Annotated in this window: 19 protein-coding genes; 12 read left to right on the top strand and 7 right to left on the bottom strand. The window is 31.2% G+C overall.

Translation table 11 applies throughout. The features are described from left to right. Positions 1-6: 6 nt before the first annotated feature. The 7 genes from BQ4446_RS00635 to BQ4446_RS00605 are packed head-to-tail and all read left to right on the top strand — an operon-like array spanning position 7 to position 6780. Complete coding sequence (locus tag BQ4446_RS00635; RefSeq protein WP_071025683.1) at positions 7-684, top strand: iron transporter; 678 nt, start codon at positions 7-9, stop codon at positions 682-684. A gap of 53 nt (positions 685-737) precedes the next feature. After that, complete coding sequence (locus BQ4446_RS00630; protein ID WP_071025680.1) at positions 738-2000, top strand: DUF2318 domain-containing protein; 1263 nt, start codon at positions 738-740, stop codon at positions 1998-2000. An 8-nt stretch (positions 2001-2008) separates the two neighbouring features. Further along, positions 2009-3292: an ABC transporter permease gene (locus BQ4446_RS00625; RefSeq protein WP_071025676.1), complete on the top strand. Its 1284-nt coding sequence runs from the start codon at positions 2009-2011 to the stop codon at positions 3290-3292. Next, positions 3282-4421 (top strand): ABC transporter permease, encoded by a 1140-nt coding sequence (locus BQ4446_RS00620; RefSeq protein ID WP_071025673.1) that lies wholly within the window; start codon positions 3282-3284, stop codon positions 4419-4421. The genes BQ4446_RS00625 and BQ4446_RS00620 overlap by 11 nt, the downstream gene beginning before the upstream one ends. Positions 4422-4433: 12 nt before the next feature. Then, the gene (locus tag BQ4446_RS00615; protein ID WP_071025671.1) at positions 4434-5153 is read left to right on the top strand and encodes an ABC transporter ATP-binding protein; all 720 of its coding nucleotides are present in this window, start codon (positions 4434-4436) and stop codon (positions 5151-5153) included. Then, positions 5150-5578, top strand: coding sequence for an FMN-binding protein (locus tag BQ4446_RS00610; RefSeq protein WP_071025668.1), 429 nt, complete (start codon positions 5150-5152; stop codon positions 5576-5578). Before BQ4446_RS00615 ends, BQ4446_RS00610 begins: the two co-directional genes overlap by 4 nt. After that, positions 5575-6780, top strand: a complete 1206-nt coding sequence (locus tag BQ4446_RS00605; protein ID WP_071025666.1) for an ABC transporter permease — start codon at positions 5575-5577, stop codon at positions 6778-6780. The genes BQ4446_RS00610 and BQ4446_RS00605 overlap by 4 nt, the downstream gene beginning before the upstream one ends. A gap of 131 nt (positions 6781-6911) precedes the next feature. Here the strand turns inward: BQ4446_RS00605 and BQ4446_RS00600 are convergent, their stop codons facing one another. The 6 genes from BQ4446_RS00600 to murJ form a co-directional block, all read right to left on the bottom strand. Then, positions 6912-7358, bottom strand: a complete 447-nt coding sequence (locus BQ4446_RS00600; protein WP_071025664.1) for a hypothetical protein — start codon at positions 7356-7358, stop codon at positions 6912-6914. 100 nt (positions 7359-7458) lie between these two features. Then, positions 7459-7608 carry a hypothetical protein gene (locus tag BQ4446_RS08325; protein WP_167632525.1) on the bottom strand — a complete coding sequence of 50 codons (150 nt, stop codon included), beginning with the start codon at positions 7606-7608 and terminating at the stop codon, positions 7459-7461. Next, complete coding sequence (locus BQ4446_RS00595) at positions 7605-8459, bottom strand: carbohydrate ABC transporter permease (RefSeq protein WP_071025661.1); 855 nt, start codon at positions 8457-8459, stop codon at positions 7605-7607. The genes BQ4446_RS08325 and BQ4446_RS00595 overlap by 4 nt, the downstream gene beginning before the upstream one ends. After that, on the bottom strand, positions 8449-8934 hold the full coding sequence (locus tag BQ4446_RS08525; protein ID WP_245149629.1) for a carbohydrate ABC transporter permease: 486 nt from the start codon (positions 8932-8934) through the stop codon (positions 8449-8451). The genes BQ4446_RS00595 and BQ4446_RS08525 overlap by 11 nt, the downstream gene beginning before the upstream one ends. 64 nt (positions 8935-8998) lie before the next feature. Further along, positions 8999-9850 carry an extracellular solute-binding protein gene (locus tag BQ4446_RS08520; protein WP_167632524.1) on the bottom strand — a complete coding sequence of 284 codons (852 nt, stop codon included), beginning with the start codon at positions 9848-9850 and terminating at the stop codon, positions 8999-9001. A gap of 276 nt (positions 9851-10126) precedes the next feature. Next, entirely contained in the window at positions 10127-11635 is a 1509-nt protein-coding gene (gene murJ, locus BQ4446_RS00580; RefSeq protein WP_071025659.1) for a murein biosynthesis integral membrane protein MurJ, read from the bottom strand. 160 nt (positions 11636-11795) lie between these two features. Between murJ and BQ4446_RS00575 the strand changes: the two genes are divergently transcribed. From BQ4446_RS00575 to BQ4446_RS00565, 3 genes are all read left to right on the top strand, one after another. Next, positions 11796-12119: a DsrE family protein gene (locus tag BQ4446_RS00575; protein ID WP_071025656.1), complete on the top strand. Its 324-nt coding sequence runs from the start codon at positions 11796-11798 to the stop codon at positions 12117-12119. 115 nt (positions 12120-12234) lie between these two features. Further along, entirely contained in the window at positions 12235-12618 is a 384-nt protein-coding gene (locus BQ4446_RS00570) for a hypothetical protein (protein ID WP_071025653.1), read from the top strand. Then, positions 12611-13462 carry a DnaJ domain-containing protein gene (locus tag BQ4446_RS00565; RefSeq protein ID WP_071025650.1) on the top strand — a complete coding sequence of 284 codons (852 nt, stop codon included), beginning with the start codon at positions 12611-12613 and terminating at the stop codon, positions 13460-13462. Before BQ4446_RS00570 ends, BQ4446_RS00565 begins: the two co-directional genes overlap by 8 nt. A gap of 36 nt (positions 13463-13498) precedes the next feature. Here the strand turns inward: BQ4446_RS00565 and BQ4446_RS00560 are convergent, their stop codons facing one another. Continuing rightward, complete coding sequence (locus BQ4446_RS00560) at positions 13499-14080, bottom strand: TlpA family protein disulfide reductase (RefSeq protein WP_071025646.1); 582 nt, start codon at positions 14078-14080, stop codon at positions 13499-13501. Between the two features lie 170 nt (positions 14081-14250). Here BQ4446_RS00560 and BQ4446_RS00555 point away from each other — a divergent pair, with 170 nt between their 5' ends. Then, positions 14251-14571 carry a hypothetical protein gene (locus BQ4446_RS00555; protein WP_071025643.1) on the top strand — a complete coding sequence of 107 codons (321 nt, stop codon included), beginning with the start codon at positions 14251-14253 and terminating at the stop codon, positions 14569-14571. After that, on the top strand, positions 14562-16502 hold the full coding sequence (locus BQ4446_RS00550) for a V-type ATP synthase subunit I (protein ID WP_071025640.1): 1941 nt from the start codon (positions 14562-14564) through the stop codon (positions 16500-16502). Before BQ4446_RS00555 ends, BQ4446_RS00550 begins: the two co-directional genes overlap by 10 nt. Position 16503 lies beyond the last annotated feature (1 nt).

Raw genomic sequence — 16503 nt, 5'->3', positions numbered from 1 at the left:
GAAAATATGTTAAAAAAGAAAAATTTACTTTTATTAGCTGTAGTGCTTGTATGTTCAATGACATTTACTGCTTGTGGTAAAAAAGAAGAAGCACCTGCTAATAACGCAGCCGCATCAACTGAAGAAGCAGCAACTGAAAATGCAGGAGCAGAAAACAAAGGTACTGAAGAAGCAGCAGCCCCAGCAGCTGGTCCTGGAGAAGAAACTGCAGGATTTGAAGAATTCCCAATTGGTGATGACCATACAGAAGGACCACTTGTAATTTCAGGTGTTTATTTCCAACCAGTAGACATGGAACCAGCAGGAAATTCTCTTCCTAAAGAAGAATCTGATTGCCACATTGAAGCTGACATTTCTGCATCTGAGGAAGGTTCAACACTTGGATATGGTGTTGGCGATTTCGTTCCATGGTTAAATGTTAAAGCTTATCTTCAAAAACAAGGTTCTGACCACGTTCAAGAAGTTGCTTTCATGCCAATGAATGCTTCTGACGGTCCTCACTATGGTGCAAATGTTAAATTTGATGAAGGTGTTGGCGTTTACAATGTAAAATTTGAAGTAGCTGCACCAGGAAACGACTATCTACTACACGTAGACAAAGAAACTGGTGTTACTGGAAGATTCTGGACTGAACCAATCGTTGTTGAATGGACAGACTTTGAATGGAATGGACCACAATGGTAAGATTATAATATTTTTTATTACAAGGGGAATTTATTCCCCTTTTATGTGTTTATTTGGGAGGTGAAATTATTTTAAAAATTTTTATTAAAGTTATGGAGGCAGGAATTGCATTTTCTTTTATGATTGCAATTATTTTAAGTTATTATAGAATTGAGAACCTAAAAAAGAAGAGAATAGTTATTATAATTTCTTTTGTTTTAGGATTAATAGCAGCGATAATTTCAACTGTTATTAGAAATATACCACACTTTATAAATAGGACAGAACTCAATTTTTGGTCAATGGTTCCTATAGTCATCTCACTATTTTTAATATTAATTTTTATTATATTTAAAGATAGATTAAGTAAAAAACTCTCAGAAAATATAATGTCTCTTGCCATTACAGTTTATACAGTTGGGCTTTGTTTTTATTATTTGCCGGCAGTATTTAATCAGGCAAATAAATTTGTCTATTATGGCGAAAGTGCAGTATCAACAATGGTACTATTTAGAATTTTAGGCTTTGTTTTTGGAGTTATTATGATGATTCTAACAGGGCTTGCAATTTATAAATGTGCTTCAAAATTAGATGAAAAAAATTTAAAGAGTATAGTTATCTTATCTCTAATTGCCTCCTCTATCACACAAATTAATTTAATAGTTCAAAGATTTTACTCCAAGGGCATAATCCCAAGGAATGTAAATTTTTTCAAAATAATTGCAGCAATTGCCAACCATGAAAATTTATTTTTATTTTTAAATATGCTAATAATTGCTTTTGTGCCAATTATTTTATATAGGGAAAATGTAAAAATTACAGAGCCCTATAAAAATTCAGCTCAGCTTAGAAAAATAAAATATAGGATGAGAAATAAAAGACGCTGGGCAATTTTCTGCCTTATAGTTTTAGTAATTAATACTCTTTCACTAACAGCTGGTAAGGCCTTTGCCAATAGAGAAGAGGCCCTATCGCCGCCAGAAGATTATGAAACTGTTGATGGCATGATAGAAATTCCTCTATCCTCACTTGAAGATATGCATCTTCATAGATATTTATACAAGGCTAAAGACGGAGTGGAAATGAGATTTTTTGCCATAAAAAAATCTGAAGGATCTTATGGAGTAGTTCTTGACGCCTGTGAAATTTGTGGACCTTCTGGATATTTTGAAAGAGGCGATGATGTTGTTTGTAAATTATGTGACGTTGTTATGAATAGAGGGACGATAGGTTTTGCAGGTGGATGTAATCCTATACCTTTCCCATATATCGTTCATGATCAAAAGATAAAAATTCAGCCTAAAGATCTTGATGCTTTAAGCTATGTATTTAAGTAGGAGGATTTATGTTTTGGAGAATAATTAGAGGAGCCCTTTTTAGACAAAAGGGAAAGATGCTTCTAATAGCATTTACAGTTGCCCTTGGAGCATCTCTTGCAACTTCCATGCTAAACACCATGCTTGGAGTAGGAGATAAGGTAAATCAAGAATTAAAAACTTATGGGGCAAATATTAATGTTCTTCCTAAAGAAGCCTCATTATTAGATGATTTATATGGCATGGAAGAAAAAGAAGGACAGGTTCAAAAATATTTAAAGGAAGATGAACTTCCAAAAATAAAAACTATTTTTTGGGCCTATAATATTGTAGACTACACTCCATATTTTAACACTTGGGTTTCTGTTAATAATGATACTAAGCACACAAAAATGGTGGGGACTTGGTTTGATAAACACATGGATTTGCCCACTGGAGAATCAATAGATACGGGAATGATAAGGCTTAAAAATTGGTGGGAAATTGAAGGCGAATGGCTAAAGGAAGATGACACAGATTTTGTCATGGTGGGGAAACTTTTTGCGGATAGAAATGGTTACAAACTTGGCGACACACTTGACATAAAAAGTGCTACTATAAATAAAAAACTAACAATAAAGGGAATTTTCTCATCAGGATCTGATGAAGATTCATTTATCTATGTTCCTTTGTCAGTAGCTCAAAATTTTGCTAGTGTTTCAAATGTTGTAAATAAAGTTGAAGTTTCAGCTTTGACAACACCTGATAATGACCTAGCAAGAAAGGCAGCAAAAAATCCCCTTTCCTTAACAATTAAGGAATGGGAAGTTTGGTACTGTACAGCATACGTTTCAGCAATTTGTTATCAAATAACAGAAGTTATGACAGATTCAGTTGCAAAACCAATTAGACAAGTTGCCGAAAGTGAAGGAGATATTTTAAATAAGACAACCCTTCTTATGATTTTAATTACAGTTTTGACTTTAATAGGTTCAGGCTTTGGAATTTCAAATCTAATTACAGCATCAGTTATGGAAAGGTCAAATGAAATAGGCCTTCAAAAGGCAATTGGTGCAAATAATGGGCGGATAATTGGCATAATACTTGTGGAAATAATCATAACGGCAATTTTTGGAGCTGTTATTGGATATTTTGTGGGCCTTGCCTTAACTCAGGTTATAGGAATTTCAGTTTTCGGTTCTGCAATTGCTCCGACTGCAATGGTAATACCAATTGTAGCCATCCTAATTGTTTTAGTAACTCTTTTAGGTTCAATACCTGCCATAAGATATTTACTAAACTTAAATCCAACGGAGGTCCTACATGGAAGGTAAAAATAAATTTTATTTAAAAATGATTTTTTCTTCCTTGGCCAGAAGAAAATCAAGAATGATAACAGCCCTTCTTGCCATAGCCATGGGAGCAACAATTCTTTCAGGCCTTGTCACAATTTACTATGACATTCCAAGGCAAATGGGCAAAGAATTTCGTTCCTACGGAGCAAATATGCTTGTAATTCCAACTGACCCTGAAGAAAAAATTACAGATGACCAGCTTGATGAAATGAATTCTCTAATTCCAAAGGGAAAACTTGTTGGAGTTGCACCCTATATTTATCAAAATGCAAAAATAAATGAGCAGCCCTATATGCTTGCGGGCACTGATTTAAAGGGGGCAAAGGAAAATTCTCCTTACTGGCTAATTGATGGAAAATGGCCTGAAAATAGCCGTGAAGTTTTAATAGGAAATGAAATATCAAAGGCCTTAGGACTTAAGGCTGGCGATAAGATGATAATAAATACACCAAAGGTAAACGGCACAGGCTCAACAGATACAAATTTTAATATTACTGGCGTTGTAACAACAGGTGGTAAGGAAGAAGAATTAATTTTTATGTCAATTGAAGATATTTCAGGACTTGTAAAAGATAAAAATTATGATGTTGTGGAATATTCTGTGGAAGCTGAACAAAATGAGCTTTCTCAAATAGTTACAAATATTTCCCAAAAGGATGCATCCTTAACTCCTCAGCTTGTAAAAAGAGTGACGGCTTCCCAAGATATAGTTTTAAATAAACTTCAAGCCTTGGTTTTTATAGTAACAATTATTGTTTTATTTATAATGATGATTTGTGTATCAACAACTATGATGGCAGTTGTTACTGAAAGGCGTAGAGAAATCGGCCTTAAAAAAGCCCTTGGAGCTACAAATAAATCAGTAGTTCTGGACTTTTTAGGCGAAGGGATAACTCTAGGAATTTTTGGAGGAATCTTTGGAGTTGGGCTTGGTTATGTTTTTGCAAATAGAGTTTCAATTTCAGTTTTTGCAAGAAAAGTTTCATTTTTGCCACTCCTTGCTCCTTTAACCATTATAGTTTGTGTAATTATTACTATTGTCGCATCACTTATCCCCGTTTCAAAAACTGTGGATATTGAGCCGGCACTTGTACTTCGTGGAGAATAAGAAAGGAAAATTATGGATATATTAAAACTTGTAGACGTATCTAAAATTTATGGAGATCTTAAGGCGCTTGATAAAATTAATTTAAGGGTAGAAAAAGGAGAGTGGCTTTCCATAATGGGACCTTCAGGCTCAGGAAAAACTACCATGATGAACATAATCGGAGCCATGGACAAGCCTTCAATTGGCGAAGTAATTTTAGAGGGAGAAGATATTTCAAAAAAATCTCCTAAAGAACTTACTGTTATTAGAAGGGACAAAATAGGCCTTATTTTTCAACAGTTCCACCTTGTAAATTATTTGTCAGCTCTTGAAAATGTAATGATGGCTCAGTATTATCATTCAATGCCTGATGCAGAAGAAGCTATGGCTGCTTTAGAAGCTGTTGGTTTAAAAGACCGTGCAAAGCATCTTCCCAACCAATTATCGGGAGGAGAGCAACAAAGAGTTTGTATTGCAAGAGCCCTAATAAATCACCCATCAATTTTACTTGCTGACGAACCAACAGGTAACCTTGATGAAAAAAATGAATTTATAGTAATGGATATATTTGAAAAACTTCATAATGCCGGCTCAACTATAATTGTTGTTACTCATGATCCTGAAGTTGGCGAAGAATCTGAAAGAATGATTACCCTTGAACACGGAAGGATTACCAATGAAGAAACTAAAAAAAGAAGAAGACCTGTAGTTTCTACAGAAATTAAAGACAATAAATTGAAGGAGTTTATATGAGAAATATTTTAAAAATCTTTAGCTTATTATTAATCAGCTTAACTTTAATTGCCTGCTCAGGAGATAAAAAATCTTCTGCAGAGGCTCTAGATTTAAAAGACGGAACCTATAATGGTGAATCTAATCCTGATGAAAGAGGCGGAATAGTTAAGGTTTCAATTGATGTTAAGGATTCAAAAATTTCTGCCTGCACCATGGAAAATTTAGATTCAGATGGAAAAATCAAGGATGAAAATTATGGCTACAGCCAAAACGAAGGCCTTTATAATATTGCTCAAAAGGCAATTAACCTTGCAGCTTCATATCCTGATGAACTTGTTAAGGCAGGAAATCCTGAAGGAGTAGATCAAATTAGCGGAGCAACGGAATCTTATAAGCAGTTTATTGAGGCTTGCAACAATGCCTTGCAAGATGCTAGAAAATGAAAGATTTATACACCATAAATTTAGCTAAAAAAAATATACAAAATAAAAAGGCAAGATCCTATACTTTAATGTTTTTAGTTGGGGTTTTGACCTTTATACTTTTTATGTCATCATTTATAATTTCATCCTTAAATGCTGGAATGAAATCTCTTTCTGATAGGATGGGGGCAGATATTATTGTTGTGCCAGAAGGCTATGACTCGAAAATAACTGGAGCAATTTTGAGAGGAGAGCCTAATACATTTTTCTTTAATAGAGATGTTTTAACTAGGGTTAAAGAATATCCGGGAGTCGAAAAAGCATGGGCACAAGTTTATCTTGCAACTTTATCGGCGGGCTGTTGCTCTTTCCCCATTCAAGTTATAGGAATTGATTTTGATGATGACTATTCAGTAAAACCTTGGCTTGAACATCAAATAAAACTTCCTATGAAAGCAGGAGAAGTTGTTGTTGGTGCCAATATAAGAGGGACAATTAAAGACACAGTTAAATTTTTTAACCAAGAATTTACAATAAAGGGAAGACTTTCCAAAACTGGTATGGGTTTTGACAATTCTGTTTTTATGACAATGGAAGAAACGCATAGACTTGCAAAAGAATATGAAAAAATAGTACATCATCCAATTGCCAATGATATGGAAACAATCTCTTCAGTTATGATAAAAGTTAAAAAAAATACTGAACCAAAAACTGTAGCAAATGAAATTAGAGAAGGATTTAGACCAGATAGGGTCTATTCCCTACTACCTCAAAAATTAATGACAGAAATTTCTGATTCAGCAAAAAATATGCTATTTTATGTTTATGCATTAATAGGCCTTATTTGGATTTTGGCATTTTTTGTCCTTAGCCTTGTAAATACACTTTCAGTGAAGGAAAGAAAGAGAGAATTTGCAACAATAAGAATTTTAGGGGCAACAAAGAAAAAATTAAAGGAAATTGTACTTGTCGAGTCACTTTTAATTAATGGTACAGGAGCCTTAATTGGAGGAATTTGTTCCTTTGTTATAAGTCTTGCCTTTAATAATGCCTTTTCATCTATGCTTAAAATGCCTTTTTTAAGGCCAAATATTTTACTAATACTTTTAATGTTTTTAATTACAATAATTTTGGGAGCCCTTTTAGGCCCACTTTCATCAATCTTTGCTATTAAAAAAATGGACAATACAGAACTATTACTAATGCAAAGAGATAATGATTAAGATATAGGAGCCTTGTGGCTTCTTTTTTTACCTTTATAACGACTTATGATTTAAAAATTTCTAAGATAAATAAAAAGAAGCCGCTGTGGCTTCTTTTTAGGAGATGGAAAAAATAAATCTAATTTTCAAAATTATAAAAGGAAATTTAATTTTTTAATATATTCAATAACTCTATCTTCTTTATCTTCATAATAATTTGAATATTCAACAACAAGATAAGCTTTGGGTGTGTATTTTTTATAAAGCTCAATAAATTCGGGAATTCTTGGACTTTTGTTTTCTTCAAACATTGATTTATGTTCATCTTTTGCCCCATCGTTTGTGTGTAGGTGATAGGACATAATTTTGTCCTTTAAATTTTTAATTACATTTTCAAGATACCATGAATTTGCATTAGAATGGCCAATATCTATGAGAGCTAAATTTTCGGCATTTTTACATTCTTCGATATATTCATTTTCTTTTAAAAGGACATTTTCCCTATCTTCAACGCCAGTATTTTCAATTTTTTTATTGTTATAGTGATAAACCATATTTTTTGCCTTTAACATTTCTGCATATTTAAAGGCTATTTCCATAAAATCCTTAGTTTTTTATATGTCTCGCTGCCTGATGCGAAGGAGTGACAAGTTTCAAAATAAGGTTCATGGAAAGTAATGTCATAATTTTTTAATTTTTTCAATATTTTTTTTCTAAAAGGGCCTCGTAATTTGAATCTTGAAACATGGGAAAATTTTCAATACCAATTTTAAAGTCTAAATTATCTGTAATTTTATAAACTTTTTCTAGGCTTTCAGGCCTATACATATTTGTAGAAATAAAAATCAATTTAACACCTCTAAATTTTCTCCGCTAGCTTTGACAAAAAGCTGTATAAATTCATGTAGAAATAACATGTCTTTGGAAAATTTAAAAAGTATTAGTGGAATTATCATAGTCATTACTGAAACTGCCATTGCAATTGGAAAATCCGTTCCACTTTCAGAAGAGATAAACATTTGAAGGGCAGGGGATAAGGTGTAATTATCTTGGCTTGAAATAATTAAAACAGACCACACATATTCATTCCATGAATTTATAAAAAATATTATGGCAGTAGAAACTATTGAGGACTTTATTATGGGAAGGATTATATTCTTTAAGATTATCCATTCATCAACCCCATCAATTTTTGAAACTTCAATTAAAGACGCAGGTATAGTTTTCATTGATTGTCTTAAAAGGAAAATTCTCAAAACTTTAGCAAATTGTGGCAGCATTACTCCCCAAATCGTATTTGATAGTTTTAATTTAGATACTATTAAATAGTTGGGGATCATTGTAACTGTAAAAGGTATAAACATTGTTGCTAAAAATACTAAATAAATAAAGTTTTTGCCCCTGAAATCGTAATATACAAAAGAGTAGGCTACTAATATGGATGTAAGTATTTTTATTGATGAAACCATAAAAGCAATGATGAAAGTATTTAAAATAATTTTAAATATAGGAAGTCTTCCAAAAACATACTTATAATTTTCTAGGGTAAATTCTTTAGGCACTAAGGAAAGTATGTTGTTAAAAGAATCCTGCAAAGTTTTAAAGGAATTTGAAATTGAAAAAATTATTGGGAAAATACTTATAAGGACGAGAGCAAGTAAAATTATGTGTAGTAAAACTTGTCTATCTCTAGTTTTCATAGTACACTCTCTCTTCTACAAATTTAAATTCTAAAATTAATAAAACAAAAAATATAAGCATAGTTATCATGAAAAGTGCAGAAGAAAATCCTGTTCTATAAAGAATAAAGGCCTCATGATAAGAATGATAAATTAAATTGTATGAAGCATAACTTGGTCCACCTTGAGTTACAACTTTTATGGGAGTAAAAACAAATTGCAGACCTTGCACAATTGTCATTATGAAAATATAAATGCCCGTTACAGATGAAGCAGGAAGAGCAATATCTTTAAATAACCTAAAATTTCCTGCTCCGTCAAGTTGTTCTGCTTCAAGAGCTGCATTTCCAGAAAATGATGCCCAAGATACTACGTCTTTTGATTGTTCAACGGTAGGTTTCATCATTTCGTTTTTTTCAAGGAAAGATTTCAAGCCATTTTCAGTTTCTGCAACGTCTTCTCTTGGAGGAGTATATCCTGTTCCCTTTGTCCACATTGCAACTTGCTCAATTCTATAAAGATACTTTTCAAATTCCTAAGCAGATTTAATTTTTTCATCATCAGTAGCAGTAATTTCCAAAAAAATCCGCCCGCTGGAACTTTTCTGTCTTGTCCTTCAAATAGAAGTGATTTAATAGAAGAAACATTAATTGTGGCCCATTTTGAATTTGTTGTCTTCTTGCAATTGTTGTGTAGCACATAGCAATATTTCCATCAACAAAAGATTGTACACCTTCGTCCCAAGAAATATGAAGGGCAGAACCGTCACTAACCATACCTTGATATAACTTCATGGCTACAATTCCGCCTTCAGATGCAAAACTTGCCGTTGAACTATTATTTTCATTTATAATCATCTTTGCATCATTTGATTCAATTAAAGCTTGTTGGCCCCAAAAATCTGCAGGTTCTTGAATATAAAGTCCGTATTTTCCAGTTTTATCCTTAACGGCTTTTGCAAATTCATGAACTTCTTGCCATGTTTTAGGTCCATTTTCATCAAGACCAGCTTCTTTTAAGAGGTCCTTATTAATATACAAAACGGGAGTGGACAGTGAATATGGTATTCCAACTTGATCTCCCTTTGAATTTTTTGCAAGATCAAGAATATTTTCAAGAAAATTATCCTTTAAAAAGTTTGGATCTTCTTTGTCAAATTTTTCAATTGAATCAGCAGGAGATACATAGTCAAAATTATTAGAAAAATAATCTAAAAATGCCCAGCCAACTTTAACAAGGACAGGAGATTCGCCAATAGCTTGTTTAGTTTGAAGATTATGCATAAGTCCCTTATACATATCAGGATTATAAGTTGCAACAACTTCGATATGGTCATTATTCTTGTTAAAATTTTCAACTAATTCTAACAGTTTTGCCTCCTTGACTTTCAGCATTGACATGGTAGTATTCAATTTAATTTTTTCTCCATTTGTGCCTCCGCTAGTTTCTGTACTTGCTCTTTACTTGTGTTTGAACAGGCACTTAGTAAAAATATACTAAAAATAATTAATATTATTACCTTAATTTTGTTTTTAATAATAACATCCTTTCAAAACAGATTTTTTTACAAGAATATATTATTTTATGGATGTCTAAGTAATATTATTTTTTGAAAAACATTAGTAAATAAGGATAGAATCAAAATATATGAAAATAAAAAAAACTCCCCTAGGGAGTTAGATAAGAAATTAGTTTTTAAATTTTTTTATGAGATTTTTAAGGTTTTGAAATTCATCGACCCTTAAAATAATTAGGCTCAATCCATAAATTATAAGGGCGAAGAAAATTGAAATAACCAGTGTTAAATTTGATGAGATTTTGCCTGACAAAAATCCAAAACATAGCCTTGAAAGGATGGCCATTAAAATTGATGCACTTAAAATTTTTCCTATATTAATGAGAAGCTTTTTGTCAAAAATATTTCCAACTAATTTTATTGAAGATTTATAAAGGCTTAATGCCCCAAGGAAAAAGGAGATTGTTGTTGCAAGGGCAAGCCCTCTCACTTCCATTACATTTGAAAGTACAAAGCTTAAAATAATATTTACTATAACTATTAATATGGAGTTTTTTACAGGACTTAAGGTATTTCCTAAGGAGTAAAAAATTCTTGAAATAATTTCCCTTATAGCTATGGCAATAATTCCAAAGGCATAAAAGGACAAAATGACTGCTGTTATTTTTCCATCATTTATGGTAAATTCTCCCCTAACAAATAAAAGTTTTACAATTTCAAAGGAGAAGGAAAAAAGTCCAAAGGCTCCAGGAATAACTAGTAGGCACATGGCTGATATGGCGTCTTTTGCCTCATCTTTAACTTTTAAAAGATTATTTTCTGCTCCAAAGGCTGCCATTTTGGGATAGGTAACTGTTATTATTGAGCTGACAACAATGCCCGTTACAAATGATTGAAGTTTATAGGCATAATTTAAAGTTGAAATTGCCCCAACAAAAAGTCCTGATGCCAAAGATCTTGAAATCATAAAATTAATTTCTATGGCTGAAGTTGAAATTAAAATAGGAAGAATTATTTTAAATAAATTTTTGATATTTTCATCCTTAAAATCAAGGATTAGTTTGTGGCGATAGCCTAGGTTTTTTATTGGAAATATAAAAATTATATATTGCAAAATGAAGCCTAGCATAAGGCCAAGGGAAATGAAATTCACCCCATTTTTATAGGCGAAGTACATAAAAAATATAATAATTATATTCATTAAAATTGCATGGCTAATGGATAAAATAAATTTATTATAGATTTGCAGATAGGCTTTAAAAATAGATGCAAGGCATGTTACAAAAATAGAAAGAAAGGCTGCTCGGGACACAAAAACTGCAAAGTCAAGTTTTTCTCCACTAAAACCCTCTGCCATTAATTTTACAAGAGGTCTTGCAAAAATAAGGGCAAGGATTGTAATAATAATAGAAAAAACAAGAATAATATTTGATAGGTTTGCAGTAAATTTGTCTGCATATTCTTTTGATCCCTTTTCTCTTGCCTTGTCATATACAGGAATATATCCATTTGCCACAGCCCCAGTAATTATATTTGTAAAGGTCATGGGAAGCTGAAAAGCAACTAAAAACACATCAGCTACAAGACTTGTCCCAAAAAAATAAGCCAAGGCTTGTTCTCTTAATAGACCAAAAACTTTTGATAAAATAGTAATAAGCATTAAAATATAAGATGTTTTCATATTATCTCCTTTCCCTATATTTTAACAAATAGCTTTCACTTTTAAAATACTTTTGATTAGGCTAATTATTTTTGCAAATTATCAAATTATAAAAATATATTGATAAAAAAATAAATAATGGGTAATTATAAAATATAAGATAAAAATGCGAGGTGTTATTATGAAAGTATTATTTCATGTAGTTGAAACTCAAAAATGGGAAGATACCTTATCTAATGCAAAGGATATTATTGACACTATTCCTGATGCCAGAGTTGCAATTATTTGTATGTCAAAGGCGGCGGAGATTTTTATAAAATATTCAGGAATTGACTTTCATGGACTTAATGACAGTCCAAGGGTTAAATTTATTATTGGAAAAACAGCCCTAAGAAAAAATAATATTTCAGAAGCTGAGCTGCCTAATTTCATTGAAGTGGAAGAGCTGGTTATTACAAAAATTGCCAAGCTGCAAAATGAGGGATACGCATATATAAGATTATAATCTTAAAATCTTTTTCTTTTCTTATTTAATTATGCCCTATAAATTTAGATTCCTAAGTTTATAGGGTCTTTTATATTTTATTTTTATTTTGTATAATATTAGAAATGAGGAAATGATGAATAATTTAGATAGAATTGATGAAGTCGAAGAACTTTTAAATGAGCTTTGCGAAGAGCTGCCAAAATATGCCTTTAATTATTTAAATGGTGGTGTGACTTTATCTGAAGAGATAAAATATCATCCGGAGGCAAAAGATGACGACCTTTTAATTTTAGGTCAATATGAAAGATCTATTCTTGGCCTTTCCATAACAATTTTTTACGGGTCCATAGATTTATTATATGGGCACTTGGAAAGAGAGGATTTGAAAGATAGGCTAAGAGAAGTTTTGTTTCATGAATTTACCCATCACATGGAATTTTTGGCAAAAAATAGAGATTTAGAAATTGAGGACGAAGAGTTTATGGAAAAATATAGAAATGAGCACAAGCATGAATAAGTTTAAAGGATATTTTTTTAAGGCTATTGGCAAGATTTGTGACTATTTTTTAAGATTTGTAATTGCAATAGTAAATATTTTAGTTGGAGTTTTTTCAAGCATAGGCCATGCAATTGGTCTTGTTCTTTCCATGGGAGGATGCTTTTTTATACTCTTTCTTTTTAACCCCTATTTTTTATACGGGATTTTATTTAACCCTCCCATTTTAATTCTTTTGATTTTAACTGTAACTGTTCCCTTTTTAGGTAAAATTTCTCTTTCATACTTAAAATATATCCACTATGTTGGGACTGAATATTTATATGACAGGTCAGATTATTACCTTCTAGGCAAAAATTATTATAAGGGAGATTTTTCTTCCTATTCTAGGGCCTATATGGATAAGCTTAAAAAGGAAAGAATAAGAAGAGAAGAGGAGAGAAGAAAAAGGGAAGAAGAGGAATGGAATAGAAGATTTGAAAATTTTACAGGTTCCTTTACCTTTACAAATTTTGATGACTTTGAAGAATTTTTTAGAAATCAAGCTAGCGGATCCTATGGCTATGGAAATTTTAATGATGGCTATTATGGACAAAATAATGGCTCTTCAGGATCTTACAGTCAAAATTATGGCATGGGATCTTTTAAAAGCCAATATGAAAATTCATGCGACACTCTTGGAGTCGCTTACATGGCAGATAAGTATGAAATTAAACTTGCCTACAGAAAAATGGCAAAAAAATATCACCCTGACATAAATAAAGAAGCGGGTGCAACAGAAAAATTTCAAAAAATTAATGCAGCCTATGAATTTTTAAATGATTCAAATATTGAAAGATATAAAAAGATGTCACAAAATAATTAAAAGCAAAAATTTAAAGCCGGGAAATCCCGGCTATTTTTATGCATTTAATAAAGAATTTATTATAGTTTCTAGTTGGTCCTTTGATAAAATCCCTTCATAGGATTTTAAAATTTTTCCATTTCCGTCAACAAAAATTGTGAGGGGTACAGTTTCAACTTTACTTAGAGAATTTTCTGTTGTGGGATTTGGAATAAGACTTGTGAAAGTTATATTTTCCTTTTTCAAAATTTCTTCAGCAGTATCAATATTTGTAGAAGAATTTATTGAAGTGTCAAGAATAAAGGATAGGCTATTTAAATCTTCAGCAGAAAAACTATCTTTTAAATTTTCAATTGCTAATAAATTATCCTTACATTCTTCACAATAAGTTGCCCAAATATAAATAAGATTAATTTTAGAATTTTTATAAGCATCATCAGAGCTTAACCTATTTCCCTTAGTGTCAATTGTATCAAATTTAAATTCATTAAAGGCAAGAATCTTTTCTTTAGGCATATTTTCTTCTTGAATTTCTATATTTGTCTTATTATTTTCTTTATTTTTATTAGAAGTATTTTCCTTTTTACTACAAGAAGTAAAAGATATTAAAATTAATACAAAAATTAATAATTTTTTCATAAGTCCTCCTTTGTCTTCTTTTCTTATTATACCCCTTGTTAAATCACTTGTCTAATATCGTATTAGCAAAAAAAATTGAATTTTATGTGAAAAAAAATAAAAAATCATATATAAAAATGATATAATAAAAGCAAGCTATATCAGTAATTTATTTTTTTGGGGGTGATTGTGTGAATGTTGATGCTATTTCTAAAGTAAAGGAAGCTGAAGTAGAGGCATCCGAAATAATTTCAAAGGCTGAAAAAGAGGCAAAAAAAATTGTTGAAGAAGCACAAGTTAAAGCTGGTGAAATTTATGATGATATAGTAAATACTGCAAAAAATGATGCAAAAAATTTAAAGGAAAATGCAAGAGTAAAAGGAAAACAAGACTATAAACCAATTATAGAAAAGGCAAAAGAAGATGCTGAATCCATAAAAAATATTAAAGATGAAGATTTACAAGAGGTTGTGAAATCGATTGTCAGTAAGGTTGTGGTAGAGTGGCAATAGTTAATATGAGTAAGTTTGATCTTTTTATTTTTAAAGATCAAAGAGAAAACTTTCTTAAAAAAATCCAGAAATTTAAATATGTTCACTTAGTTAATCACGAAAGAAAAGATGAAGATGAAGAACTTTCAGAAGTTTCAAGAGCTAATGAACTCATGGAAATTGATGACAAAATTTCAAAGGCCAAGGAAGCCATAGAAATTCTTGAAAAATATAAGAAAAAGAAATCAGCCCTAAAGGCCATGAAAGAAGGAAAAGAAAATCTTACATTTGATGAGCTTTTAAAAAGGGCGGGGGTCTTTGACTTTGAAAAATACTATGGAGAAGTTTCAAAAATAAAAAAAGATAATGATGATATTTTGGCAGAACTTACGGATCTTGACCAAAAGATTTTTGATTTGAATCCTTGGAAGTCTATTGATTTTCCCCTAGAGAAATTGGATGCTTTTAAAGACGTTTCAGTTTATACGGGGACAATCCCCGATAGATATAGGGCAGAATTTGAGAATAGCCTTAAGAATAATGATTTAATTTACATAGACAAGGTTCATGTAGACAAGAATTATTCCTATTATTTAATTATTTGTCATAAATCAGAAGACGAAAAATGTAATGAAGTCTTTAGAAAAATGGGCTTTACCATAAGTAATTTTAAAGATGCGGGAAAGGCCGAAGACCTTATAAAATCCTATAAGGATAAAAAAGAAGACAACAAGAAAAAAATCCAGGAAAATGTAGATAAGTTAAAGACCTATGTCAAATTTTTAGATGATTTTCAGATTTACTATGAGTATTTAAGAAATGAAAAACTAAAAACGATTTCTAGCCAAAAATTCTTAGATACAAAAAATTTAGATTTAATTGAAGGTTATGTGCCAAGGGATATGCTTGGCAACTTTGAAAAACTTGTGAAAGATTTAGTTGGAGAAAATTATTATTTTGTTTCAAAAGATGCAGAAAGAGATTCAAAAGAAGTCCCAATAATGCTTAAAAATAATAAGCTTATAAGGCCCTTTGAATTTATGACAGAAATGTATTCTCTTCCAAAATATAATGAAATTGATCCAACACCTTTCTTTGCCCCCTTCTATTTTATCTTTGCAGGTATAATGGTTGGGGATTTAGGTTATGGACTTCTTGTTTTTATAGGAAGCTTAATTGCCCTTAAATCTTTTAATTTAGACAAGGGACAAAGAAAATTCATTCAGTTTTTTAATTATCTTTCCATTTCAACAATGATCTTTGGACTTATATTTGGATCATTTTTCGGAGGCATTATAAAACTTCCATCTTTAATTGATCCAGCAGCAGACACCACAGAAATGCTTTTACTTTCCCTACTTTTAGGGGGAATTCATATATTTTTTGCCCTTGGAATAAATGGCTATATGAAAATTAGAGATGGACATCCAAAAGATGCGTTTTTTGATGTTGGCCTATGGTATATGGTTTTAGTTGGATCAATAGGTTTTGGAATTTCAAAGGTTATAACTATGAATCCTCTTGTTTCAAAAATTTTATTCTGGACAATGATTGTTTCCATGATAGGCATTGTTTTAACAGGAGGAAGAGATCAAAAATCTTTAGGAGGAAAATTTGGCTGGGGAATTTATTCGCTTTATGGAATAACTTCTTACATTGGCGATTTTGTTTCTTATTTAAGACTAATGGCTCTTGTTTTGTCAGGCTCATTTATTGGCGTTGCAGTAAATATGGTTGCGGGAATGTTATTTGGCTCATCAATTTTTGGCAAAATTTTTGCAGTTTTAATATTTTTAGTTTTCCAAGCCTTTAACGCCTTTTTATCTTATTTAAGTGCTTATGTCCATACAGCAAGATTAACTTATGTAGAAATGTTTAATAAATTTTATGAAGGTGGCGGAAGACCCTTTAAGAAAATGATAGAAGATTCAAAATATTTTAATATAGAATAAT

It is taken from the genome of Peptoniphilus raoultii, assembly GCF_900099555.1.
GTDB lineage: Bacteria > Bacillota > Clostridia > Tissierellales > Peptoniphilaceae > Peptoniphilus_A > Peptoniphilus_A raoultii.
This window is presented reverse-complemented; position numbering and strand designations above follow the sequence as displayed.

Coding starts and splice junctions, on each gene's coding strand:
- BQ4446_RS00635 (WP_071025683.1), top strand. CDS start 7: ATGTTAAAAAAGAAAAATTTACTTTTATTAGCTGTAGTGCTTGTATGT.
- BQ4446_RS00625 (WP_071025676.1), top strand. CDS start 2,009: ATGTTTTGGAGAATAATTAGAGGAGCCCTTTTTAGACAAAAGGGAAAG.
- BQ4446_RS00620 (WP_071025673.1), top strand. CDS start 3,282: ATGGAAGGTAAAAATAAATTTTATTTAAAAATGATTTTTTCTTCCTTG.
- BQ4446_RS00615 (WP_071025671.1), top strand. CDS start 4,434: ATGGATATATTAAAACTTGTAGACGTATCTAAAATTTATGGAGATCTT.
- BQ4446_RS00610 (WP_071025668.1), top strand. CDS start 5,150: ATGAGAAATATTTTAAAAATCTTTAGCTTATTATTAATCAGCTTAACT.
- BQ4446_RS00605 (WP_071025666.1), top strand. CDS start 5,575: ATGAAAGATTTATACACCATAAATTTAGCTAAAAAAAATATACAAAAT.
- BQ4446_RS00600 (WP_071025664.1), bottom strand. CDS start 7,358: ATGGAAATAGCCTTTAAATATGCAGAAATGTTAAAGGCAAAAAATATG.
- BQ4446_RS00595 (WP_071025661.1), bottom strand. CDS start 8,459: ATGAAAACTAGAGATAGACAAGTTTTACTACACATAATTTTACTTGCT.
- BQ4446_RS08525 (WP_245149629.1), bottom strand. CDS start 8,934: ATGTGGACAAAGGGAACAGGATATACTCCTCCAAGAGAAGACGTTGCA.
- murJ (WP_071025659.1), bottom strand. CDS start 11,635: ATGAAAACATCTTATATTTTAATGCTTATTACTATTTTATCAAAAGTT.
- BQ4446_RS00575 (WP_071025656.1), top strand. CDS start 11,796: ATGAAAGTATTATTTCATGTAGTTGAAACTCAAAAATGGGAAGATACC.
- BQ4446_RS00570 (WP_071025653.1), top strand. CDS start 12,235: ATGAATAATTTAGATAGAATTGATGAAGTCGAAGAACTTTTAAATGAG.
- BQ4446_RS00565 (WP_071025650.1), top strand. CDS start 12,611: ATGAATAAGTTTAAAGGATATTTTTTTAAGGCTATTGGCAAGATTTGT.
- BQ4446_RS00560 (WP_071025646.1), bottom strand. CDS start 14,080: ATGAAAAAATTATTAATTTTTGTATTAATTTTAATATCTTTTACTTCT.